Source organism: Belliella kenyensis (genome assembly GCF_022549675.1).
GTDB lineage: Bacteria > Bacteroidota > Bacteroidia > Cytophagales > Cyclobacteriaceae > Belliella > Belliella kenyensis.
Genome location: NZ_JAKZGR010000007.1, coordinates 215,140 through 237,534, shown reverse-complemented (window position 1 = coordinate 237,534; position 22,395 = coordinate 215,140). Strand labels below are relative to the sequence as shown.

Here is a 22,395-nt window from a genome sequence, read left to right as displayed (position 1 = left end):
GGTTTGAACATTGATTTTTTTAAACTTTTAAGATCTCTGAACCTCGAAGATTCTTTGATTTCCCGCAGTCTTGCTTGTCGGCAGATAAGGGCGAAAAGGCGCAGTTTTTAATCACCCTGATTCCTTCTGGATTTCTCGCAACGAGCGCCACGGAAATGCTCAACGACCACGGAGCGCTAGTCCACGAATTACACTAATTTTCACAAATTATTTTTAAATGAAGAATAATTTCTGGGTAAAACCTTCGAGGTCTGGTAGACCTCAAAGGTTCTTAGAACCTGTCAAAATCCCCCGACCAATGTGTTTCTAATTCCAAACCTTCTTTCTCAGCCACGTCTCTTGCCAAGGTAAGTAATTCTCCACTCTGAATGATAGAGATAGCAGTTTCCATGTCTTCATACATGAGTTGATCTTCGGTGACATGCTTGATTTTGGTACGCACATGTTCGTAAAGTGCAGTCATGATCTTTCCTGATTTCAAGGGGGCATGAAAGTCCACTGCTTGGGCTGCACAGAAGAGTTCTACACCTAGGATTTTCTCAACGTTTTCAATAACCTGCAAGGCTTTTCTGGCTCCTATACTCCCCATACTCACATGATCTTCCTGACCTAGGGATGTGGGAATACTATCAGCAGAGGAAGGAAAGCAAAGTCCCTTATTCTCGCTAGCCAAAGCTGCAGTGGTGTATTGAGGAATCATAAAACCAGAGTTCAAGCCGGTTTCTTTGAGAAGTAACTTGGGCACTCCAGGCGTGTCACCTTCCAAGGAGAGGTAAATCCTACGGTCGGAGATATTGCCGATTTCGGATGCTGCCAAACAAGCATAATCCAAAGGCATGGCAATAGGTTGCCCATGGAAATTGCCTCCGCTGATGGTATGGGTTTCATCAAAGACCACAGGGTTGTCGGTTACAGAGTTGATTTCGGTCTCCAGCATGTGCTTCAAATGCAGCCATGCATTGCGGGAGGCTCCATGGACTTGAGGCATGCAGCGCAAGGAATATGGATCCTGCACCCGGGCACATGTCGCATGGGAATGCACAATCTCAGATTCATGTAAGAGGTTGAGGATGGTCTGCGCTACATGCTGATTGCCTGCGTAGGGTCGGAGTTGATGGAGTTCGGTAGAAAATGGCTTGATAGAGCCCAATAGCCCTTCCAGCATCATGGCTCCTGTAATGTCTGCATGGGCGAGGATATTGTAAAAGCGTTCCAAGACCTTTACTCCAAAGGCAGCGATAAACTGCGTGCCATTGATCAGTCCAAGTCCTTCTTTGGGGCCTAGGTGAATGGGAGATAGTTGGTGTTGCTGAAGCACTTCTGCTGTTGGGAGTATTTTCCCACTTACATACACTTTTCCCAATCCGATCAGCGGTAAAAATAAGTGGGAGAGGGGAGCAAGGTCACCCGATGCGCCAACCGAACCTTGTTTGGGTACCACTGGAATGATATCATTTTCAATATGCCAAAGTATCCTATCCAAAGTTTGTTCTTGTATCCCAGAGAAGCCCTTGGCTAGCGCATGAAGCTTCAGGATCAGCATCAGTTTGGAAATTTCCACAGGAATAGGCTCACCTACACCTACAGCATGACTTTTGAGCAGGTTTTCTTGGAGTTTACGGGTCTGATCGGGTGAGATCAACGTAGTACACAATGGCCCAAAACCGGTATTGATGCCATAAACCGGCTGGCCATTGGCTACGATTTTTTCGACCGCAGCAGCACTGGCTTTTACTTTTTCTCTGGTTTCTGGGCTGAGGATGCCTTTTATGTTCCCCTTGGCGATGCCGAGGGCGATGGAGGCGTTGAGGTGTTGTTGTGCGTATTGGAAGGTTTTCATGAGTTTCTCGCAAAGGCGCGAAGGCGCAGTTTTTTGGGTTTATTTTTAAGATGAATGTTTTTTCTGTGTAAAATATGGGTTCTCGCAAACCTGCCGGACTGCTATAGCCTGGTGGCAGACAGGGGCGCAAAGGCGCTAAGTTTTGGGTTATTTGAGATTGAATTGAAATAGTATGTCTTTTTTTAAAAGGTACTTTCTTAGTAGTGTGGATATGCTCTAACAGAGAATAAGGCACTGGATTTATGAATAAATCTTGACTGATTCAAAGGTAGAATTTTTAATTCATAAAGATAAATACCAATTAAATGGTCTTTTAATAACTGTTGGTTATTAAAATTAAACGTTTATTTTGGATGTTGACTGAAGTTTTCTTGGCATAATGTTTTATTTTTAAGGCACTGTTGGTTAAAATAAATTTTTGAGAAAATGTCTGAAAATGAGCTTTCAAAGATTATTGTCAATAAGTCCTTTGAGATTCATAAAGGATTGGGTCCTGGATTATTGGAGTCTGTTTATGAAGATATTTTGAGTTATGAATTACGAAAGTCTGGGCTTATGGTGTCGAGGCAGCAAGCGTTACCCGTAATTTGGAAGGGAATAAAAATGGAACAAGGATTTAAAGCGGATTTAATTGTTGAAAACAAGATCCTCATTGAATTAAAGTCTGTGGATACTTTAGCTCCTGTTTTCTACAAACAAGTGTTGACCTATCTAAAAATCACCAATATAAAACTAGGTCTTCTCTTCAATTTTAATGAACCATTACTTCGAGATGGAATTAAAAGAATTGTCAATGGATTGTAGATAGGATCTAATTTGCGGCGTATATTAAAAAAATTAAAACTATACTTAATTGATGCTTCTTTTATGCTTAAATATCTCAAATTAAACTGGTACCAAACTGCGCCTTTGCGTCTTTGCGAGAAATAAATGACCATAGAATTAAGACACCTCGAATATTTCCGTGCCGTTGCCGAAGAACTCAACTTTGGCCGGGCAGCGGAGCGATTATTTATCTCCCAACCAGGTCTGAGCCGTCAGATCAAGCAGATGGAGGAGATACTTGAAGTACAGTTGTTTGAACGGACGAAGCGGAAGGTAGCCCTTACACCTGCGGGTCATTTCCTCAAAGCTGAGGTAGACTACATCTTCAATCACCTAGAACTTACCAAAACCCAACTCAAGGAAATAGCTTCGGGTAACATCGGAGAATTGAGGGTTGGATTTCTAGGCTCTGCAGCTCATACAGTAATTCCCGATCTTTTGGTCAAGATTTCCCAAACCTATCCCGGTATCAAAACCTCCCTGGAAGAACTCAGCAATGCCATTCAAATCGAAATGTTGGCAAAAGATAAGCTGGACTTGGGATTTGTACGATTGGCGCGGGTTCCGGAATCCTTGGAGATGAAGATGGTCCATGAGGATACTTTTTCGGTGGTATTGCCCAGAGAACATCCTTTATCGGAGCATGAATTCAAACATGTAGGGCAATTGAAGGAGGAAAACTTTATCCTCTTTTCTCAGGACTATTCCTCCATTTACTACGACAAGATCATGTCTATTTGTGAGGATAAGGGTTTTTCACCACGTATCACCCATAAGTCTGTCCATGCCCTTACTATTTTCAAATTAGTGGAGGCTGGTTTAGGGGTGGCCATAGTGCCCACATCGCTGAAACAGGGATATGATTTAAAGGTGAAGTTTATCGAACTGGATAAAATCAAGCAAAAAACGGAGTTGTATGCCGTTTGGAAAAAGAGGAATAGGAATGCGGCTTTGGGTAAGGTGTTAGGGTTGATTTAGATTAATGGTGATTTTAATAGATATTAGCGTTGCGATATGGATAGATATTATTTGAAATATGCTCTGCGAAATATAATAGAAAAAGAGTAGAGTAATAAAATATTCATGTTCTTATGAAAGTTATAACATGTTATTACTTTTTTCGTAAATTTGGATATGGAAACGAAAATCAGAAAAATCGGCAACAGTAGTGGTATTATTTTGCCTAAAGCATTGATTGAAAAATATGAGCTTGCCGAGGTGGTAATTGAAGATCATGGGGATGGAATCATGATCAGACCTGCTACTAAATCCATATTTCAGTTGAAAATGGAGGAAGCTCGAAAAAACAGAAAGACAATCTACACAACCATGGAAAAAGAGGCCTCTGATCCTGAGACTAAAATATATTATGAGCAAGAAGTTGAGGAATGGGGTGATATTGATACTGAAATCATTGAATGATGAAAAATGGAGAAGTGTGGCTGGTGAATTTTGAACCGCAAGTCGGTCAAGAAATAAAAAAAACTCGGCCAGCAATCATCGTTAATGCTGATTCCCTTGGGGTATTACCTTTGAAGATTGTTGTTCCGTTGACGGATGGGACTAAGGAACCAAAAAGTTGGATGGTTCTCCTAAAGCCTAATCATCTCAACGGATTATCAAAAACCTCTTTTGCAGATTGTTTTCAAGTAAAGAGCTTGTCTGAGAGAAGGTTTGTGAAGAAAATTGGAATACTTACAGAACTTGAATTAGCCGAAGTCAAGGTTTGTTTGGTTAAAGTTCTGGGGTTGATTTAGATTGTTGTGATATTGCCTTTTAAGCTAAGCCTAGTCAAGGTGCAAAAAATAACATCAAATACTTGCTGTTATACGATACACTATCGTATTTTTGTAAAAACTTAATTTTATGAAAGTTACAGCTATAATCTCCAAAGAATTGATTGAAGAAGCCATGGAGCTTTCCAAGGCTGATACAATTACAGAGACTTTGAAGGTGGCTTTAATTTCATACATCCGCTCTCAAAAAGTCAAGCAAATAGGAGCTTCCATTGTGAGTGAGCCCTTAGAGTTTAAATACTCTGCTCAGGAATTGAGAGATTTGAATCGCCGATGAGAGGTGTTGTTTTTGATACCTCTATATGGATTGAATACCTGAGAGGTAATCCGGATGTTTTTTTGACATGTCAGGAACTGCTGGAAGATAACCGGGTGTTTGGACTTGAATTGATTTTTGCTGAATTATTACAAGGGGCCAAAGGCAAACGAGAGGTGGAGACCATTATTCAATTGGCCAATCTTATTCCAAGTTTGGATGAGCCTTACCGTATTATTGAGTCAGGTTTACTGTCACAAAAAGAAAACTTGGTGAATCAAGGAGTTGGTTTGATTGATGTGGTGATTTTTCATGCAGTTGCCAAAAATGAGTTGAAGCTTTGGACCTTGGATAAAAAGCTAAGGCGAGTGATGGGGTATGATTTGTTATTTTAATCCTCAAAATTCCAAATCCCTAACCCAATTGGTAATAAACTCTTTTGGCTCGTGTTCCATATTGTAAGCATCCATAATATCCAAAGGTTCTTCTTTGAAAAAGTGTCCCAGCCTATCAAAAACCTTAATTTTTATCTTAGGGTTTTTGATTGATTTCAATAGTTGGGTTTCTGCCTTAGCACTGATAAATGGATCTTTTTCGCCTATTGCATAAAGTGTTGGGATAGTTATATTTTTAAAAATGGGTTCAAAGTTTCTCTTGATCATCTCAAGATTGTAAGGTGTGGAAAAGTAAGAGAATTTATTATACCGTCTTTTAGTGTAGCCGATTTCTTTTGCTTTTTTGTAGGCAATTTTCCTTATTTCTTGATTTGGCAGGTGGTTGTTATTGCCAATTTCATCATTGATTATCTCGACTACGCTGACTTTTTCTTCCACTGCGTTATACTTGAATTTATCTTTTAGGATAGGATTGTCATTTTCTAGCTGATGTGTAAAAAAGGCTCCATGCTTTTGGATGGGACTTGCCAAAAAGACAAGAAAATCCGGCTCAATTCCTATTTCTATAGCTTCTAATATACCCATGCCTCCATAACTGTGTCCCAGCATTCCGAAAATTTTTCCTTCAAGAATAGGAATTGATTTTAGTTTTTCAACCAATGTATGTACATCTCTTCCAAGCATAGGGAGGGTATAGTTGTAGTCATTGTAAATTCCTGTTGAACTTCCATTTCCACGTTCATCGTATCTGAAAACAGCTATGTTTTTTTCTAAAAAAGTTTCAGTCAAAAAAGGGTGATTGTGTCTTGTGTCAGGTCCTGATCCTGGTACGATAAATATAATCTTTGAAAAATCATCAGATGGCAGAATCAAACTACCAGAAAGCATTATGTTATCTTCATCATTTATAGCCGAAATCTTTATTTCTGAATATGTTGACTTCATTTCAATAGCTCTTTCATAAGGAAAGATTTCTTGAGATTTGGCTTGCAAGATAAAAGAGAATGCTATTAAAAAGGATGTAATTGATTTTTTCATGTATTAAAGAACTCTAAACTATCTTAGTTTTCAAAGGCATTTAATGTTTCTTAACAACACCTGAATGGCTATTCAGTATCTTCCTCAAATGCGATTTTAGTAAAGATATTCATGATTTTCCTAAGTGTTTAACTTGTTAGTAGCATTTGAAATTTCTTTCTTTGCAAAGGTTAAAATTGTTTGATATGATTCGTATACTATTGATGCTCATTGTTTTTGGATTGTTTTCATGTAGTGCCAAAACAGAACTCAAACCCGAATATTTAAGACATACAGGGGATATTCCAGCAGATTCAAGTGTAGATGATTCGGATTTTGAATTGTGTGGAGAGGAAGATGCTGTATTGCAATATTTCAATTTTGGAGACTCTGACAAGTATGAAGGTGAAAGAATTGCTATTTGCGATTACTTTCAAGAGCATTATCAGCCGGTATCTATTGATGAATCTGGATGGATTAGGGTACGGTTTATAGTCAATTGCCATTGGCAAACTGGACGTTTTAGAATGATTGAATCGGATGAAAATTACAATGAAAGACCTTTTGATAAAGCTATTTCTAATCAAATCCTCGAATTGACAAAAAGCCTAAAAGGCTGGATTGGTTATGAAAATGAAGAGAGAGGCCTTGATTACTACCAGTATTTGGTATTCAAAATTGAAAATGGATCTATTACGGAAGTGTTACCCTAAGATAGATTTGCCATTGGTAACTAATTACTAGTTGAGGTTTTTATTAAATATTGATAGTCATGCATATTAGAAGTTTGATTTTTGTAGTTTTTATATCTTTTTTGGGTAAAGCCGCCCATGCACAATACAATTGCGAATGGTTTAAAGCGCAAGGAAATATGGTAAGATACCAAGCTTGTCTCGAAGCAAATAAATCAAATGAATTCTATCAGTTTAGCAAAGAATTCCATGAAGTTTATGATAGAGTAATGGAAATGGATCCTACATGGGCTTTGCCTTATCGTGCAAAGTCTGTGTCTTACCTCAAATCAGGAGATTTTATCAATTGGAAAAAGCTTATAGACCAAGCTGTAGCATATGATACAGTTACTTACTTGGGCTATAGAGCAGGATGCAGGTTTCAGTTTTTTAGAGATTATAAAGGGGCTATAGAGGATTGTTTGCTTCTGAAAAAAGTTATGAATAACGATATGGGATATACTGCCAATGGTCAGTATCATTTGGATATCGTTTTGGCCTTGAGCTACAAGGCACTTGGAGACCCAAACAAAGCAATTGAGACAATATTGGAAAGACATCAGGAGGCTAATTACATGATGGGTATATTTGATATGCTTCACCTTGGAGTACTGTATGCAGAGCAAGGTGATTTACAAAAGGCAAAAGCATGTTTTGAAAAGCAAGAAGCATTCAATGACCTTGCGGAAAATAGGTATTACCTAGCTATGGTTTATAAAGAGCTTGGTCAAAAGGAAAATTATATCGAGCAATTGGAAAAGGCTAAATCACTTTATACTATAGGATTAAAGATGAACGATCCATACCAAGCTCCTATGGATAAAATTTATTTAAAGCAAATAGAGATAGCCCTGGCTGAGCATTTTTAGAAATACTGTGTTTTGTCATTCTTGTTTGGGATAATAGATTTGATGCACAAGACATAAGTTACCATACTCAAGATACGACACTCCTTTAAATCCCACATGGGTATTGATAAAGGATTTATATTTCGCCCTAGGCATATATCAACTTTATATCGCTTTGGCATATTTCACCCTTCATCAGTCTCTCAAATATTCTCTCTACATGGTACTTGGTACTTTATACTTCGTACTTTGTACATTTCTCATTTGCTATTTTCCCAACTATCAATAACTTTGCTACTGTTGAGTAAAAAAATTACTCATACAAGCTAAGTTCACCTGTGACTGACAGGGCGAAGCTGTGGACAGGGGAAACGTGTTAATCGTTCAATGTTCAACGTTAATCGTGCATCGCTCAACACTTAACACTCAACACTCAACACTTAACTTATAACAAACCCACGAACTTCGATAATGTTAATCGTTAATCGTTTTACGTTAATCGTGCATCGCTTAACGCACTATCTCCCAATCAACTATTAGAAAAGATCATTCTTTTTGTATAGTCTGATAAACATAAAATAACTATTTTTGTATAGTGTAATAAACAAAATCAATGGAATCTCTTTTTGAACTTTATTTTAAACTTTTGAAAACGACAAATTTGAGTTTTCAGAGGAGTATTATGAAGAAAATTAAGTGGGATCAAAGGTTGATTGGAATCACAGGTGCGAGGGGGGTGGGAAAAACGACACTTTTGCTTCAATACTTAAGTGAAAAGTATCAAAATAATAGAAATGCTTCTTTGTATGTATCATTAGACCACATCTGGTTTTCAAAAAATACATTGCTTGATTTGGCAGATCAATTTTCGAAATCAGGTGGAATTGTACTGGTGTTAGATGAAGTTCATAAATACCCAAATTGGTCCAGGGAAATCAAAAATATAAATGATTTTTATCCGGAACTTCAAATTATTTTCACTGGATCGTCACTATTGGAAATCTTAAATTCAGCAGCAGATCTAAGCAGAAGAGCTGTCATGTATGCACTCAAAGGGCTTTCTTTTAGGGAGTTTTTGAATTATGACCAAGGCTTTGATTTTCCGATAGTCAGTCTTGAAACTATCTTCAAAGATCATCTGCGTATTTCGGAAGAAATAATCTCTGAAGCAAAACCTTTGAAGTTTTGGAATGATTACCTGAGTCATGGGTATTATCCATTTTATAAAGAATTTGGAGATTTGTATCATCAGCAGGTTCGTTCAATTGTCAATCTGATTTTGGAAGTAGAGTTGCCAATGTTAAGAAAAGTAGAAGTAGCATATATTCCAAAGATCAAACAGCTACTAGCTATAATTGCTGATTCTGTTCCATTTACCCCAAATATCTCAAAGCTTAGCGAAAAAATTGGAATAAATAGAACTACGTTATTGACCTACTTACACTTTTTGGAAGAATGTGGGTTGATCTATGGACTTCATCAAAACGCTGAAGGAGTTTCCCTTTTGCAAAAACCTGAAAAAATATATTTAAACAATCCAAATCTTGCTTTTGCTTTGGGTTCAAATGTTGATGTAGGTAATGTCAGAGAAACTTTTTTTCTAAATCAGCTCAGTACCGAACATCAACTCTCCCTTCCAAGAAACTCCGACTTTCAAATCGATAAAAGCTGGGTGGTCGAAGTAGGCGGCAAAAACAAAAAAAGCAATCCAAATTGCGATATATATGCAATTGACAATATTGAATACGGACTTGATAAAAGAATCCCGCTCTGGCTATTCGGTTTTCTATATTGAATTTCATTGTTAATCGTTAACCTTTCAACGTTCACCGCGCACCACTTAACCCTTAACCCTTAACGTTTAACAAACTCACGACCTCAGCAATGTTAATCGTTAATCGTTCAACGTTCACCGCGCACCACTTAACCCTTAACCTTTAACGTTTAAAAAACCCACGACCTCAGCAATGTTAATCGTTAATCGTTCAACGTTCACCGCGCACCACTTAACCCTTAACCCTTAACGTTTAACAAACCCACGACCTCAGCAATGTTAATCGTTAATCGTTCAACGTTCACCGCGCATCGCTTAACCCTTAACCTTTAACGCTTAACAAACTCACGAACTCCGACAATGTTAATCGTTAACCGTTCAACGTTAATCGCGCATCACTCAACACTTAACACTCAACACATCCACCAACTCAGGCAATGTTAATCGTTAACCGTTCAATGTTAATCGCGCATAACTTAACACTTAAAGCTTAACACTTAACATTTAATACTTCCCCATATTTCGCCGGAGGCTTATATCTACAAATATCTACCATATATCATTATAACCCTTTGCTCTCCTCCATCGTTACTTCCAAAACAAGAATTAAGCTCCTTTTGAAGTTTTTTTCTCACAGCAACACAGGATACTTGCGTGCATTGGCAAAGGAGTTTGACGAATCGACCAATTCAGTACGGGTCGAACTCAATCGGCTGACAGAAGCAGGACTATTAGAGACTGCGGATGAAGGTAGACTTAAGGTTTACAAAGCCAATGAAAGTCATCCATTTTTCTCCGAAATCAGAAACATGGTTTCGAAGTTCTTTGGACTCGAGGAACTTATGGAGAAAATCGTCCGACGTATGGGTGCTGTAGAAAAAGCATATATCATCGGTGAATATGCCATGGGTAACGATACTGGGGAGATAGAAATCCTCCTGATTGGCAAAAACCTAGACCTTCAATACCTCGAATTTCTCAAAAACAAAACCTTTGAAAAACTCCAACGCAAAGTCATCGTCCACATCCAGGAAGATGAGCTGGCGGAAGTAAAGGGAATCATGATCTTTGGAAGCTAAGATTCTCTCGCAGAGTGCGCAGAGGGGCAAAGGAAGGCAGAGGGTTATGGAGAAGTAAAGTACCAAGTACGAAGTACTATGTATCAAGAGTCGATATCCGATAGTCTTGATTCTCAAATCTCACATTTCACAAAGACAAACACCCAAATTCAACAACCAACCTTACTTGATACTTGGTACATCGTACATGGTACAAAAATTCTCGTCTCTCCCAAAGACATACACCCAAATTCAACAACTAACCCCACTTTGTACTTGGTACATCGTACTTTGTACAAGGAGTCGAGATCTCACTGGTCTTGATTCTTGATTCTTGTTTCTTGTCTCTTGATTCTTGTTTCTTGTTTCTCGCTTCTCGCATCTCGCTTTTTCTTTTTTCGACAAGTAATATATTTTTTGGCTATAACCATAAAAAATAATCTTTAAGAAATATATTTGTGGCTATAACCCTAAATAATTATGATCAATAGAAACAGCTATATCGAAAAATTAAAAGCATTCATTGGTAAACCCCAGATCAAAATCATTACAGGTATAAGAAGGTCGGGGAAATCAACGGTACTGAAGTTATTGACCAACGAGATCATTAAAACAGATGTGAAAGCATCTGAGATTATATATTTGAACTTTGAAAGTTTCGCTAATTCTCATTTGACTTCGGCAAATAGCTTATACGAAGAAGTAAAAAGTAAAATCAAATCAACAAAAAAATATTATTTACTCTTCGATGAAATCCAAGAAGTAGAGCTCTGGGAGAAGGCTGTAAACTCATTCTTGGTTGATTTTGATGTTGATATCTATATCACTGGATCAAATTCCCATTTACTTTCTTCAGAACTCTCTACATTGTTGGCGGGTAGGTATGTTGAAATACCAATCTACACACTCTCATTTGGTGAGTTTTTAGATTTCAAAAAGTCCTATTCAGACAATTCCCAAAATAAGCATGTGCTTTTTGTGGAATACCTGAGAAAAGGTGGTTTTCCTGTTATCCATACACTGGATTATGAAGAAGAAACAGCATACCAAGTTGTAAGCGATATTTATGACTCTGTCATATTAAGAGACACAGTTCAACGCCATAAAATCAGAGATATTGAACTATTGAATCGGGTAATACAATATGCTTTTGATAACTTGGGGAGTACATTTTCAGGTAAAAACGTAGCGGATTATTTTAAAAGCCAACAACGTAAAATTGACATCAACACAGTCTATAATTACTTATCTGCTTTAGAAGGTGCTTTTATTCTTTATCGTGTCTCTAGATATGATATAAAGGGCAAAGAAATCTTAAAAACCCAAGAAAAATTCTTTTTAGCAGACATATCACTGCTCTATGCCACCATGGGGTATAGAGATAGAATGATCTCAGGAGTATTGGAGAATATTGTTTTCCTTGAACTTAAAAGAAGAGGATTTAAGGTTTTTGTCGGGAAATTTGACCATAGAGAAATTGATTTCGTTGCAGAGAAAAAAAATCACAAAATATATATACAAGTGGCTTATAGATTGGAAAGTCAAAATACGATAGACAGGGAATTTTCTGCCCTGCTTGCAATCAATGATCATTATCCTAAGTATGTGGTATCAATGGATGACTTCTTTACTGATACCATCGAAGGAGTAAAGCATATACACCTCAGCGATTTTCTCCTATCAAATGAAATTTAAACGATGAGCTGGAGGAAGTAAAGGGAATCATGATTTTCGGGAGCTAAGATTCTCTCGCAGAGTGCGCAAAGGGGCAAAGGAACGCAGAGGGTTTTGGAGAATTAAAGTACCAAGTACGAAGTACTATGTATCAAGAGTCGATATCCGCTAGTCTTGATTCTCAAATCTCACATTTCACAAAGACAAGCACCCAAATTCAACAACTAACCCCACTTTGTACTTGGTACATCGTACTTTGTACAAGGAGTCGAGATCTCACTGGTCTTGATTCTTGATTCTTGGTTCTTGTCTCTCGCATCTCGCTTCTTCTTTTTTCGACAAGTAATATGTTTTTTGGCTATGCTTGCAATCAATGATCATTATCCTAAGTATGTGGTATCAATGGATGACTTCTTTACTGATACCATCGAAGGAGTAAAGCATATACACCTCAGCGATTTTCTCCTATCAAATGAAATTTAAATGATGAGCTGGCGGAAGTAAAGGGAATCATGATTTTCGGGAGCTAAGATTCTCTCGCAGAGTGCGCAGAGGGGCAAAGGAACGCAGAGGGTTTTGGAGAATTAAAGTACCAAGTACGAAGTACTATGTATCAAGAGTCGATATCCGATAGTCTTGATTCTCAAATCTCACATTTCACAAAGACAAGCACCCAAATTCAACAACTAACCCCACTTTGTACTTGGTACATCGTACTTTGTACAAGGAGTCGAGATCTCACTGGTCTTGATTCTTGATTCTTGTTTCTTGTCTCTTGTCTCTTGTCTCTCGCTTCTCGCATCTCGCTTCTCGCATCTCACATCTCACATCTCGTCTCTCACAAAGACAAACACCCAAATTCAACAACCAACCCTACTTAGTACTTGGTACATCGTACATTGTACAAAAATTCTCGCTTCTCCAATATGCCTCACTACCCAGCCATAGCAGATAAACTGATCAGCCTTCGTGATGCTGATTTGGCACTTCGGGATAGGCTGATGCGTAGTGGAAAGCTACAAGAAGGGTATGCTGAGGACATGGAGGTATTGCACTTGAAGCATGCAGCCATGCTTGAGCAAGTGATCGATGAGATAGGTTACCCTACGATCAGCAAAGTAGGTGAGGAGGGAAGTGCAGCGGCTTGGTTGATTATTCAGCATGCGATCAGCAACCCAAGTTTTATGCGAAAGTGTCAGCAACTGCTCGCAGAAGCTGTAGATCAAGGAGAAGCTTCAGCGCTGGACTTGGCCTACCTCAGTGATAGGATTGCAGTACTGTCAGGACAGCAGCAGCTGTATGGGACACAGTTTGACTGGGACGATGAAGGAAAGCTGAGTCCCAATGCCTATGATGATATAGCCTTGGTCAATGAAAGAAGGGCCTCCCTCTGTCTCCCCACCTTAGAGGAACAGACCCAGTCCATCAGACTCCGAACCCAATCCGAAAACCACCAAGCTCCTACAAATCTTCAGCAAAGAAACCTAGAAATGAATGCATGGAGAAAGAAAGTGGGATGGTTGGATTGAGAGGGGTTGGTGTTGTTAGCGGGGTTGGGAGGTTTTGAGGGGTTTTACTGCATGGGAGATTTGGAGGGTATAAATATTCAAATATAATTGGCAGATCATATCAGGAATAAATGAGAAAAATTCATAAGATTAAATATCGATGTCGATAATTAAAGTAGAAGGAGTTTCCAAACGCTACCGGCTTGGCTTAAAAGAAAAACAAGCTAAAACCTTGGCTGGTCAGCTGGCTAATGTGATTAAATCGCCTTTTGAGAATTTTAAGCGGTTGAAAAGTTTGAGTAAGTTTGAAGGAAATGAGGATGAGTCTATATTTTGGGCTTTGAAAGATGTAAGTTTCGAAGTGCAGCAAGGTGAGGTATTAGGTATAATTGGAAAGAATGGAGCTGGAAAATCCACATTACTAAAAATCCTTTCTCAGATTACAGAGCCGACTTCAGGAAGAATAGAAATGCGGGGTAGGGTAGCATCCCTTTTGGAAGTGGGAACTGGTTTTCATCCTGAGCTTTCTGGTCGGGAAAATATCTATATGAATGGCACTATCCTAGGGATGACAAAGAGAGAGATAGACTCAAAACTGGATGAAATCATCGACTTTTCAGGTGTGGAAAAATTTATCGACACTCCAGTAAAATTCTATTCATCTGGAATGAAAGTTCGGCTTGGTTTTTCTGTAGCAGCTCATTTGGACCCGGAGATTTTGATTATCGATGAAGTGCTTGCAGTGGGAGATTATGAGTTCCAACAAAAGTGCTTGGGGAAGATGGAGGATGTGAGTAAGAATCAGGGGAGGACGGTGTTGTTTGTGAGTCATAACATGGGGGCAGTACAAGAATTATGTGACTCTGGCTTGATGATAAGTGATGGAAAAGTAATTTATAAAGGTAATCTTAATACTGTAATTTCAAGTTACTTAGAATTTCAAAAGGATGTTGACAACAATTATAAAGGTCCTAATCAATCTCTAAAAAAATATTGGATTAAAGAGATTTGTTATATTGATAATTCAAGAAAACGGGTTTCTGAGTATTTCCATAATGAAAGGGTGATAATTAATTTTGTGATTGGTTCAAATAATAAATTTCAGGATTCAAAGTATACACTTTTTTGTACAATTCTGAATGAACAAGGATCAAGGATTTGTTCATTTGAATCTAGTCAGTTATCTGAGTTTTTATATTATGAGTTAGACGCTGAATTTTTGGTAAGAGGAACATATTTTCTTCATGTTTTTTTACATGAACAAGGAATTGAAAAAATTGAGGAGCTCCAAAACGTTTGTAAATTAAATATTATAGACAAAGGGTCTAAGTTCCTTAAACATGGGAATTATAATTATGGAAATGTATTTTCAAAAGGAAAATGGGTAGACTTTTAATTATTAAAACTATTTTGTTGAATTTTCATCCACAAGAATTGATTTCAATTGCTAATTTTTATTTGAAAAGAAAGGATAAGCTGGGCAAGGAATTTATACGATTTGTCGAAAATTCATTTAAATATTACTACCATATTAGTAAAAAGAAGGAATTGACAAAGATTAAAATTTTTGTGAATTCAAAATTAACTTTAATTTTTATAAGAAGAATTTACCCAGACTTAATGGTGTTTAGGCAAATTTTTATCTTCGAAGAGTACTCTAGAGTAATAGAGGTTTTTGGAAAACATAATTTTCAACCTAAAACTATGATTGACGCAGGAGGTAACCTAGGTTTTACAAGTATTTATTTCAGTCGATTTTATAAAGATATTAAAATTTTAGTGATTGAGCCGAATCAAGCAAATTTTGAAATATTAAGAAAAAACAAAAAGATTAATGATTTAAAAAATATAAAATTAGAAAATAAAGGGGTTTGGTCTAGAAACACAACTTTAGGACCTATTGATGTTCAGAATGAAAAATCAACTGGTTGGGGATTTGAGACGAAAGAATCAATTGGTGGAGAAATTATGGGTGTTACAATAGAATATTTGTTGGAAATGGAAAAGATAGATTTAATTGACTTCATGAAAATTGATATTGAGGGTGCAGAGTTGGAGGTTTTTAAAGATCGTGATACTACTTGTAGGATTTTGAAAAAAGTGAATTCAATTGCTTTAGAACCTCATTCAGAGCAATTTGAAAATGAATTTAAAATTGTATTGCAAGAAGAAGGATTTGAAGTATTTTTATTTGGAGAATTGATATTTGGAATAAGGAAAAATATTATAATCCATGCCTAAAGTTACAATTTTATTGCCTGTTTTTAATTGCGAAAAGTATGTTAGTCAAGCAATAGAGTCAATTTTAAATCAATCTTTTACTGATTTTGAATTTTTGATAATAAATGATGGGTCAACTGATTCCACACCTGAAATTTTAAAAGAGTTTTCGGACTCAAGGATAAAAATTATTAATAATCTTTCAAACGAAGGTCTGGTTCCTACTTTAAATCGGGGAATTACATTAGCAAATGGTGAATATATTTTTAGAATGGATTCGGATGATGTTTCCCATAGAGAAAGAATTAAAAGACAAGTTCAGTTTATGGAAATAAATCCTAAAGTGGTAGTATGCGGAACCAATAGGTTTATATTAGGAAGAGAGAATTCAAAAGGAGGTAAGGCGTTAAAAAATTCTGATGTATTAGCAATTTCAATTTTCAATTGTCCATTGGTTCATCCAAGTGTATGTATTAGAAAAAGATTCTTGGATGAATATCAATTAAGATATAATGTTAAATATATTCATTCTGAAGACAATGCTCTTTGGCTAGCTATTTTAAAAATTGGTGGTGAAATTTCCGTATTATCAGAGAGGCTAGTTGGTTATAGGTTACATGATGACCAGGTCTCCAAGAGATTTGCTGAAAAACAAAAAGAGAGTAGTACGAAAGCTAGAGTTGATTTTCTAAATTATTCATTTGGAATTAGAATGAATGTATCTGAAATAAAACTGTATAGAGCATTGTCCTACAAAGAAGAAATCGAAAATATTGATATGTTACAAGTAATCCCAAGTTTTGTAGAGAAATTGAATTCTATAATATTGAATAATGGTACTTTAATTATAGATAGAGATGTTTTCTTGAAAATTCTTTATGAGAGATTAAGTTTGTTGTACTTGAAAAGCTCATTTATGGGCTTGACCTTAGTAGCTCATTATTTGACTCATTTTTTATTTAATAAAAATATTTATATAGGGTTCAAATTACTTAGAAGAGTTTTTTTAAAAATCTGATTATACGCTTTTTTGCCAGTAACTTCAATTCATTGGCACAACAGGTTGTTAATGGTCAATATCCATAAGTATACAATATCAATTTATATCGGAAGTTAGATAAATCGGAATATTGCAATGTTATTGGCAAAGTTCAGTATATCCATATTTTAAAAATAGTAAGAGAGTTTAAAAGGTTAAAAAGAGAAATAAAATATATATAGTTTCATGAAGATTAAATCGGATTTTTTTAAGATTTCTGTAATAATTCCTGTTTTTAATACCTCTAAATTTGTTAGGAAAGCTGTAGAATCAGCTGTAGACATAACTGAAGTAGGAGAAGTTATTCTTGTTGAAGATGGTTCTACAGATAGTAGTTTGATTGAATGCATTGATCTAAACAATCAATATGAAAAAGTTCGATTGTTTAGACATCCAAATGGTGAGAATAGAGGAGCAGGGGCGTCTAGGAATTTAGGGATTGAAAAATCAACATGTGATTACATAGCTTTTTTAGATGCAGATGATTGGTATTTGCCAAATAGATTTACGAAAGATAGAATGGTATATGATAAATTCCCCAATGCAGATGTGATTTATTCATGTTCTATCTACGAAGAAGATTTCATCCAAAACAGAAAGCTTTTATATGGTGTCACTGAAGATCCTAGGATGAAATGGGGGAAAGAAATTGAGCCAATAAAATTTTATGAATTGAAACTTAAGTCGAAGTTAGTTCTTTTTAATACAAATAGTGTAACTATAAAGAAAGGTTTTCTGATTAGCAATAAATGTTTTGATACTAGACTAAGACTTCATCAAGATTCTGAGCTTTGGAACAGGTTAATGCGGAGAGGTAGTTTTTACGCAGCTGAATGGGAAGAACCTGTTTCAGTAGTAAGAAAACATTCTGGAAATAGAATTACACATAGAAGTTCTCGAAGCCAATTGAAAATGATTGCTGTACAAATTGATAACATAGGTTTGGATAATCTCCATTCTTTTGAAATTGACGATTTATATTCAAAAGTAATTAGGTTGCAAAGTAAGGGATTTATATATAATCTATTTAGAAGGGTTTATTATTATAGCTTTTATTGTGTGAATTTTTTTGATAAAAAAAACTTATTGGAAAAGATAAGAAAAGCTTATGCCATTGATTAGTGTAATCATACCTACTTACAATCGTGCACACGTGTTGGCTAATGCAATAAGAAGTGTCTTGAATCAGACCTTTGAGGATTGGGAGTTGATTGTTGTAGACGATGGGAGTGAGGATGAAACTAGGGAGTTGGTTTCAGTGTTTTTCGATGACAAAAGAATAGTTTACAAATATCAGATAAATAAAGGAGTATCTGCTGCCAGAAATTTTGGAGCTTTAAAAGCAAAAGGCGAATGGTTGATTTTCTTGGATTCCGATGACGAAATGGAAGTGGATAGTTTGTTTTTTTTTAGTAATGAAATTTTGAGAAACGCGCACTCTCTTATTTTTGGTGGGTACAATGTGTATATAGATGGTGAATTTAGTGATGAGAGTCTGCCAAATCCTACAGCTTATTTTGCGAAATTATCTGGTACTTATGCGATAAAAAAAACTCTTTTTGAATATAACAATGGATTTGATACTCATTTAAAGTATTCGGAGAATACAGAATTTTTCCATCGTTTAGATCAAATTGAAATTTATGTCGGATATTTATATCAACATGTTTTAAATTATCATAAAAGCAGTCGAATTGGCTCACAATATTATCTTAATCAGATAGAAAGTTTAGGACATATTTTGAACAAACATTCAAGTTCGCTTTCTAAAAGAACAAAAACTTTATATCATAGAATTATTGGAGTAAATTACCTGAGAATCAGTGATTTTAAGAATGCTAGAATAAGTTTTCTATTAGCCCTAAGTATCAACCCGTTCAGCTTTAAAACTATAGTTAGATTTCTTATTACTTATTTACCTTTGTTTTCAAAAAAAATATACAAATCTAAATAAATTGAAATTCAACGGGTTTATCATCACTTATAACAGACCTAAGGAATTGCTAGAAACAATTCAAAAGGTTTTTGCTCAAAGTTATCCTCCGCAATCTTTATGGATCATTGACAATTCATCAGATGATCTTACGGAAAAGGAGATGAATTCCTTCCTGACAGAAAAGATTAAGTATCATCGAATTGGGTACAATGCAGGACCAGCTGGTGCTGCTGTAAAAGGGTTGGAATTGTGTGTAGCTGATGGAGCAGATTGGGTTTATTGGGGTGACGATGATGATCCACCCCCATTTACAGACACTTTTGAAAAATTATTTAGCTTAATTGATGAAATTGATGATGTTTCAAAAACAGCTCAAGTTGGGCTAGTAGGTACGCTATTTAATAACATGAAAGGAGAATTTAGAAGATTTACGGATAGTGAATTAAAAGGGAAAAAAATTCTTGAAGTTGACAGTATTGCTGGTAATCAATCGAAAATAGTAAACAAAATGGTAATTCAATCAGGAGCAATGCCGTGTGAAAATCTTTTTTTTGGGTTTGAAGAGTTGGATTTCGATTTAAAAGCTAAAGAATTAGGGTTTAAAAGCTATATAAATGGAACACTGAATTTTGAATTAAGAAAAAAATATAAAAAGGATAATTTTAAAGCTGGGATTATTAGAAAACGAAAAATAGAAAACCTTTGGAGACAATATTACTCAACGCGAAATTTGTTGTTTATTTTACAACGTAATCGTTTTTATAGTGCATTAAATTATCAAATCTTAAAAATGATAATTAGAGCAATTTTCTCCTTCAAATTCGGATTGAATTATGGAATGAAAACCACAAAATTCACTTTTTATGGAATTTTAGATTTTATCAGAGGTGTTAAAGGACAGTTACTTCAAAAATAAACATTATGGTCGCCCCTTTTTTTTCTATCATAGTCCCAACCTTCAATAGAATCGAGTTTCTGAAGGACGCAATAGATTCTGTTCTTTCCCAAGATTTTAACGATTGGGAATTGATAATTATTGATGATTGCTCCAATGATGGTACTGGTGACTTTTTAAATCAAAAAAACTATGATAATAGGATTAAGTATATTATAAACCAAAATAACATTGGTGCTGCTGGATCAAGGAATATTGGAATAAACTTAGCTAAAGGGAAGTTTATTGTATTTCTAGATAGTGACAATATTCTTGACTCGGAATATTTAACAAAGTTCAAAAATAGTATAAAGAGTGAGCCTTACGCCCAAATATTTTGGTGTGGAGTTGTAAGAGAAATTTCTTTATCTAATAGAAAAGTTTTATTGGAATATCATTTGTGGGAGCCTGATCCAAATGATATATTTTTTTACTTGAAAGCCATCAAAACAAGTACAGGAAGAGGGTTAATTATTAATAGAATTTCTCTATTAGAAGTTGGTTTGTTTGATGAGAGCCTTCCTGCGGCTGAGGATACTGAGCTTTTGATTAGGTTATTTAGAGTTTGTAGATTTTTCGTCATAAAGGAGTATTTATATTTTGCAAAAATCCATGATGGTGAAAGGCTCTCAACAAATTTCAAAAAACAAGCCCAAGCTTATGACTTAATTATAGAAAAACACTCGGGGTTTTTTAAGGAAAATAAAAAACATTCTGGGAGATTTTATAGAAAAGCGGCAAATTACCACTTCAAATCTGGATCAAAGGTTAATGCCTTCAAATACATATTTTCAGGTATAAAGATTAATTGTTTTGATTTCAAGTATTATCCTTATTTAATTAAATTTTTATTTTAGTAAGATGGCCAAAATATTTTCAATAGTATTCAAATCCTTTGATATTGCAATTAGATATAATAAAAGAATTCAAAAAACTTATTCTTGGTTAGAAAGTGAATTTGGAAAGGAAACTAAGCTAAAAACTATAAATAATGGAGAAATATTTCATTTTTTAGTAGGTTACAATGAAGACCTTAACATTGATGTTAACAAAGGATTGTTGGGTTTTACGAATTCAGAAGATTGGTATAAAAAGAATATATATCCTGATGGGAATTATTTTATATACAAGTTATTTAAGGAAGAGATTGAATTAAATTCAGACTTTACAGGTAGTAGAAATATTTGGTATTATTTTACATATGATTATTTTATTTTTTCATCTATTCAAATCCCTATAATAATTTTTAAGGAATCATTTAAGCTTAATAGTCATATGTTTGGCTGGATGCTAAGTTCAGGATCTCTGGGACCTGAGAATTCATGGGACAATGAAATTAAGATTTTACCACGAGCATCTATTTTGAGGTTTAATTTTAAAGATTATATAGTTAGAATTCAAGACGCTTCCGATTTTGATTTTATTGATAGTTATTTTTTTAAAGGCTCTAAAAATATTCTAAATGGAAGTATTGAGAAAAATATTGAATCTTTAAAAATCTCTAAAGAAAGAACTTTGCATCTACTTTCAGGGGGAATTGAGAGTAGATTTTTGTTTCACTCTTTAGCCTTAAAAAAGAATCTTCCGTGCTTAACATGGACAACTAAAGAGGGTAAAAATTCAATAAATTCTGATTATGCTGTTTCAAAAACATTAAAAGAATCCTTTGGTATAACACATTTTGATTATATAATTGATGATCAAATTCAAGATCCAGGAATGATTTTTGATAATTTCTTAAAGTTTGGAGAAGGGAGAATTGATCATATTTTCAGTTATTTAGATAATTTTAGACTTTGGAGAGAACTAGCTGAAAAAAACATAACATCTGTAATTAGGGGAGATCATAATTTCGGTAGGTATAAAACTTATTCAGAAAAACAATCTAAAAAAAGCCTAGGTTGTCTGATGTACAGTGATATCAGAGTAGATTTTTTTAATGAAATTGCTAAGTCACAAAACTTACCTTTGTTTTTAAATAAAAAGCTAAGCGAAAATCTAGATGAGTATTCAGCAAGATTGGGATTAGATTTCAGACTGCCTTATGTAAACAGTTCATTAAATGATTTGAAGTTAACTTTTGTAGAGATTAATAATCCTTTATTAAATAATTCATTAGTTCAATTTTCCAAGAAGTTAGACCCTAAATATTTATTGAACAAAAGTTTATTGAAATCAATAAATGATATAAAGATTAAAGGAGTCCCTTATGCTAAATCTCATTATACCGAAAACAATGATTATGTATTTGAGAAGTATTTTAAGGAATTTATTGTTGGAAGAATTGAGTATAATTTAGATTTAGGATATTTTCCTAAGCTAGGGTTTGATGAATTTGAAATTAATAAATTGAGAAACAGGTTAATAAAAGTTAGAAGCAAAAAAAAGTCACATTTTAATCTTAAGGAAATACTCCCAAAAAGCATAAAAAAATTTTTAAATCAATTTAAGTCTGAAAATGTTTCTGACATAAGAATTGCATTTAGGTTAGTACTGATAATTGAAATGGTGAATAAAATCAATAAACTTACTCAAAATCAGTAG

The 22,395-nt window shown here is 35.1% G+C and carries 22 protein-coding genes; 20 read left to right on the top strand and 2 right to left on the bottom strand.

All coding sequences use genetic code 11. The annotated features are described in order from the left end of the window. Positions 1 to 271 precede the first annotated feature (271 nt). Positions 272 to 1,840: a histidine ammonia-lyase gene (hutH, locus tag MM214_RS09595; protein WP_241294724.1), complete on the bottom strand. Its 1,569-nt coding sequence runs from the start codon at positions 1,838 to 1,840 to the stop codon at positions 272 to 274. Between the two features lie 426 nt (positions 1,841 to 2,266). On the opposite strand from hutH, the gene MM214_RS09590 reads away from it, so the two are divergent. The 6 genes from MM214_RS09590 (at position 2,267) to MM214_RS09565 (ending at position 5,112) form a co-directional block, all read left to right on the top strand. After that, positions 2,267 to 2,644, top strand: a complete 378-nt coding sequence (locus tag MM214_RS09590; RefSeq protein ID WP_241294722.1) for a GxxExxY protein — start codon at positions 2,267 to 2,269, stop codon at positions 2,642 to 2,644. A 126-nt stretch (positions 2,645 to 2,770) separates the two neighbouring features. Further along, the gene (locus MM214_RS09585; RefSeq protein ID WP_241294720.1) at positions 2,771 to 3,643 is read left to right on the top strand and encodes a LysR family transcriptional regulator; all 873 of its coding nucleotides are present in this window, start codon (positions 2,771 to 2,773) and stop codon (positions 3,641 to 3,643) included. A gap of 156 nt (positions 3,644 to 3,799) precedes the next feature. Continuing rightward, positions 3,800 to 4,087 carry an AbrB/MazE/SpoVT family DNA-binding domain-containing protein gene (locus tag MM214_RS09580; protein ID WP_241294718.1) on the top strand — a complete coding sequence of 96 codons (288 nt, stop codon included), beginning with the start codon at positions 3,800 to 3,802 and terminating at the stop codon, positions 4,085 to 4,087. Then, positions 4,087 to 4,422 (top strand): type II toxin-antitoxin system PemK/MazF family toxin, encoded by a 336-nt coding sequence (locus MM214_RS09575; RefSeq protein WP_241294716.1) that lies wholly within the window; start codon positions 4,087 to 4,089, stop codon positions 4,420 to 4,422. The genes MM214_RS09580 and MM214_RS09575 overlap by 1 nt, the downstream gene beginning before the upstream one ends. Positions 4,423 to 4,531: 109 nt before the next feature. Then, positions 4,532 to 4,738 (top strand): type II toxin-antitoxin system VapB family antitoxin, encoded by a 207-nt coding sequence (locus tag MM214_RS09570; RefSeq protein ID WP_241294714.1) that lies wholly within the window; start codon positions 4,532 to 4,534, stop codon positions 4,736 to 4,738. Further along, a complete protein-coding gene (locus MM214_RS09565; protein ID WP_241294712.1) occupies positions 4,735 to 5,112 on the top strand; it encodes a PIN domain-containing protein in 378 nt (125 codons plus the stop codon). The genes MM214_RS09570 and MM214_RS09565 overlap by 4 nt, the downstream gene beginning before the upstream one ends. A 3-nt stretch (positions 5,113 to 5,115) precedes the next feature. On the opposite strand, the gene MM214_RS09560 is transcribed toward MM214_RS09565, so the two are convergent. Further along, positions 5,116 to 6,150: an alpha/beta fold hydrolase gene (locus MM214_RS09560; RefSeq protein ID WP_241294710.1), complete on the bottom strand. Its 1,035-nt coding sequence runs from the start codon at positions 6,148 to 6,150 to the stop codon at positions 5,116 to 5,118. 185 nt (positions 6,151 to 6,335) lie between these two features. Here MM214_RS09560 and MM214_RS09555 point away from each other — a divergent pair, with 185 nt between their 5' ends. The 14 genes from MM214_RS09555 (at position 6,336) to MM214_RS09490 (ending at position 22,395) form a co-directional block, all read left to right on the top strand. Then, the gene (locus tag MM214_RS09555) at positions 6,336 to 6,842 is read left to right on the top strand and encodes a hypothetical protein (protein WP_241294708.1); all 507 of its coding nucleotides are present in this window, start codon (positions 6,336 to 6,338) and stop codon (positions 6,840 to 6,842) included. A 59-nt stretch (positions 6,843 to 6,901) separates the two neighbouring features. Beyond that, entirely contained in the window at positions 6,902 to 7,729 is an 828-nt protein-coding gene (locus tag MM214_RS09550; RefSeq protein WP_241294706.1) for a tetratricopeptide repeat protein, read from the top strand. Between the two features lie 661 nt (positions 7,730 to 8,390). Then, on the top strand, positions 8,391 to 9,503 hold the full coding sequence (locus MM214_RS09545) for an ATP-binding protein (protein WP_241294704.1): 1,113 nt from the start codon (positions 8,391 to 8,393) through the stop codon (positions 9,501 to 9,503). Positions 9,504 to 10,054: 551 nt separating this feature from the next. Next, a complete protein-coding gene (locus MM214_RS09540; protein ID WP_376856819.1) occupies positions 10,055 to 10,561 on the top strand; it encodes a winged helix-turn-helix domain-containing protein in 507 nt (168 codons plus the stop codon). Positions 10,562 to 11,020: 459 nt separating this feature from the next. After that, complete coding sequence (locus tag MM214_RS09535; protein ID WP_241294700.1) at positions 11,021 to 12,235, top strand: ATP-binding protein; 1,215 nt, start codon at positions 11,021 to 11,023, stop codon at positions 12,233 to 12,235. A gap of 905 nt (positions 12,236 to 13,140) precedes the next feature. Then, positions 13,141 to 13,743, top strand: a complete 603-nt coding sequence (locus MM214_RS09530; protein WP_241294698.1) for a DUF6624 domain-containing protein — start codon at positions 13,141 to 13,143, stop codon at positions 13,741 to 13,743. Between the two features lie 133 nt (positions 13,744 to 13,876). Beyond that, complete coding sequence (locus tag MM214_RS09525) at positions 13,877 to 15,118, top strand: ABC transporter ATP-binding protein (protein WP_241294761.1); 1,242 nt, start codon at positions 13,877 to 13,879, stop codon at positions 15,116 to 15,118. Next, positions 15,103 to 15,963, top strand: coding sequence for an FkbM family methyltransferase (locus MM214_RS09520; protein WP_241294696.1), 861 nt, complete (start codon positions 15,103 to 15,105; stop codon positions 15,961 to 15,963). The genes MM214_RS09525 and MM214_RS09520 overlap by 16 nt, the downstream gene beginning before the upstream one ends. After that, positions 15,956 to 16,960, top strand: coding sequence for a glycosyltransferase family 2 protein (locus MM214_RS09515; protein WP_241294694.1), 1,005 nt, complete (start codon positions 15,956 to 15,958; stop codon positions 16,958 to 16,960). Before MM214_RS09520 ends, MM214_RS09515 begins: the two co-directional genes overlap by 8 nt. A 207-nt stretch (positions 16,961 to 17,167) precedes the next feature. Beyond that, on the top strand, positions 17,168 to 18,103 hold the full coding sequence (locus MM214_RS09510) for a glycosyltransferase family 2 protein (protein WP_241294692.1): 936 nt from the start codon (positions 17,168 to 17,170) through the stop codon (positions 18,101 to 18,103). Beyond that, positions 18,090 to 18,935 (top strand): glycosyltransferase family 2 protein, encoded by an 846-nt coding sequence (locus tag MM214_RS09505; RefSeq protein WP_262916610.1) that lies wholly within the window; start codon positions 18,090 to 18,092, stop codon positions 18,933 to 18,935. Before MM214_RS09510 ends, MM214_RS09505 begins: the two co-directional genes overlap by 14 nt. A gap of 1 nt (position 18,936) precedes the next feature. Then, positions 18,937 to 19,833 carry a glycosyltransferase gene (locus MM214_RS09500; RefSeq protein WP_241294688.1) on the top strand — a complete coding sequence of 299 codons (897 nt, stop codon included), beginning with the start codon at positions 18,937 to 18,939 and terminating at the stop codon, positions 19,831 to 19,833. A 5-nt stretch (positions 19,834 to 19,838) separates the two neighbouring features. Then, positions 19,839 to 20,708 carry a glycosyltransferase family 2 protein gene (locus MM214_RS09495; protein WP_241294687.1) on the top strand — a complete coding sequence of 290 codons (870 nt, stop codon included), beginning with the start codon at positions 19,839 to 19,841 and terminating at the stop codon, positions 20,706 to 20,708. Positions 20,709 to 20,712: 4 nt separating this feature from the next. Beyond that, a complete protein-coding gene (locus MM214_RS09490) occupies positions 20,713 to 22,395 on the top strand; it encodes a hypothetical protein (protein ID WP_241294685.1) in 1,683 nt (560 codons plus the stop codon).

Excerpts from the sequence above, each read along its gene's own strand:
- hutH (WP_241294724.1), bottom strand. The coding sequence starts at position 1,840 with ATGAAAACCTTCCAATACGCACAACAACACCTCAACGCCTCCATCGCC.
- MM214_RS09590 (WP_241294722.1), top strand. The coding sequence starts at position 2,267 with ATGTCTGAAAATGAGCTTTCAAAGATTATTGTCAATAAGTCCTTTGAG.
- MM214_RS09585 (WP_241294720.1), top strand. The coding sequence starts at position 2,771 with ATGACCATAGAATTAAGACACCTCGAATATTTCCGTGCCGTTGCCGAA.
- MM214_RS09580 (WP_241294718.1), top strand. The coding sequence starts at position 3,800 with ATGGAAACGAAAATCAGAAAAATCGGCAACAGTAGTGGTATTATTTTG.
- MM214_RS09575 (WP_241294716.1), top strand. The coding sequence starts at position 4,087 with ATGAAAAATGGAGAAGTGTGGCTGGTGAATTTTGAACCGCAAGTCGGT.
- MM214_RS09570 (WP_241294714.1), top strand. The coding sequence starts at position 4,532 with ATGAAAGTTACAGCTATAATCTCCAAAGAATTGATTGAAGAAGCCATG.
- MM214_RS09565 (WP_241294712.1), top strand. The coding sequence starts at position 4,735 with ATGAGAGGTGTTGTTTTTGATACCTCTATATGGATTGAATACCTGAGA.
- MM214_RS09560 (WP_241294710.1), bottom strand. The coding sequence starts at position 6,150 with ATGAAAAAATCAATTACATCCTTTTTAATAGCATTCTCTTTTATCTTG.
- MM214_RS09555 (WP_241294708.1), top strand. The coding sequence starts at position 6,336 with ATGATTCGTATACTATTGATGCTCATTGTTTTTGGATTGTTTTCATGT.
- MM214_RS09550 (WP_241294706.1), top strand. The coding sequence starts at position 6,902 with ATGCATATTAGAAGTTTGATTTTTGTAGTTTTTATATCTTTTTTGGGT.
- MM214_RS09545 (WP_241294704.1), top strand. The coding sequence starts at position 8,391 with ATGAAGAAAATTAAGTGGGATCAAAGGTTGATTGGAATCACAGGTGCG.
- MM214_RS09535 (WP_241294700.1), top strand. The coding sequence starts at position 11,021 with ATGATCAATAGAAACAGCTATATCGAAAAATTAAAAGCATTCATTGGT.
- MM214_RS09530 (WP_241294698.1), top strand. The coding sequence starts at position 13,141 with ATGCCTCACTACCCAGCCATAGCAGATAAACTGATCAGCCTTCGTGAT.
- MM214_RS09520 (WP_241294696.1), top strand. The coding sequence starts at position 15,103 with ATGGGTAGACTTTTAATTATTAAAACTATTTTGTTGAATTTTCATCCA.
- MM214_RS09515 (WP_241294694.1), top strand. The coding sequence starts at position 15,956 with ATGCCTAAAGTTACAATTTTATTGCCTGTTTTTAATTGCGAAAAGTAT.
- MM214_RS09510 (WP_241294692.1), top strand. The coding sequence starts at position 17,168 with ATGAAGATTAAATCGGATTTTTTTAAGATTTCTGTAATAATTCCTGTT.
- MM214_RS09505 (WP_262916610.1), top strand. The coding sequence starts at position 18,090 with ATGCCATTGATTAGTGTAATCATACCTACTTACAATCGTGCACACGTG.
- MM214_RS09495 (WP_241294687.1), top strand. The coding sequence starts at position 19,839 with ATGGTCGCCCCTTTTTTTTCTATCATAGTCCCAACCTTCAATAGAATC.
- MM214_RS09490 (WP_241294685.1), top strand. The coding sequence starts at position 20,713 with ATGGCCAAAATATTTTCAATAGTATTCAAATCCTTTGATATTGCAATT.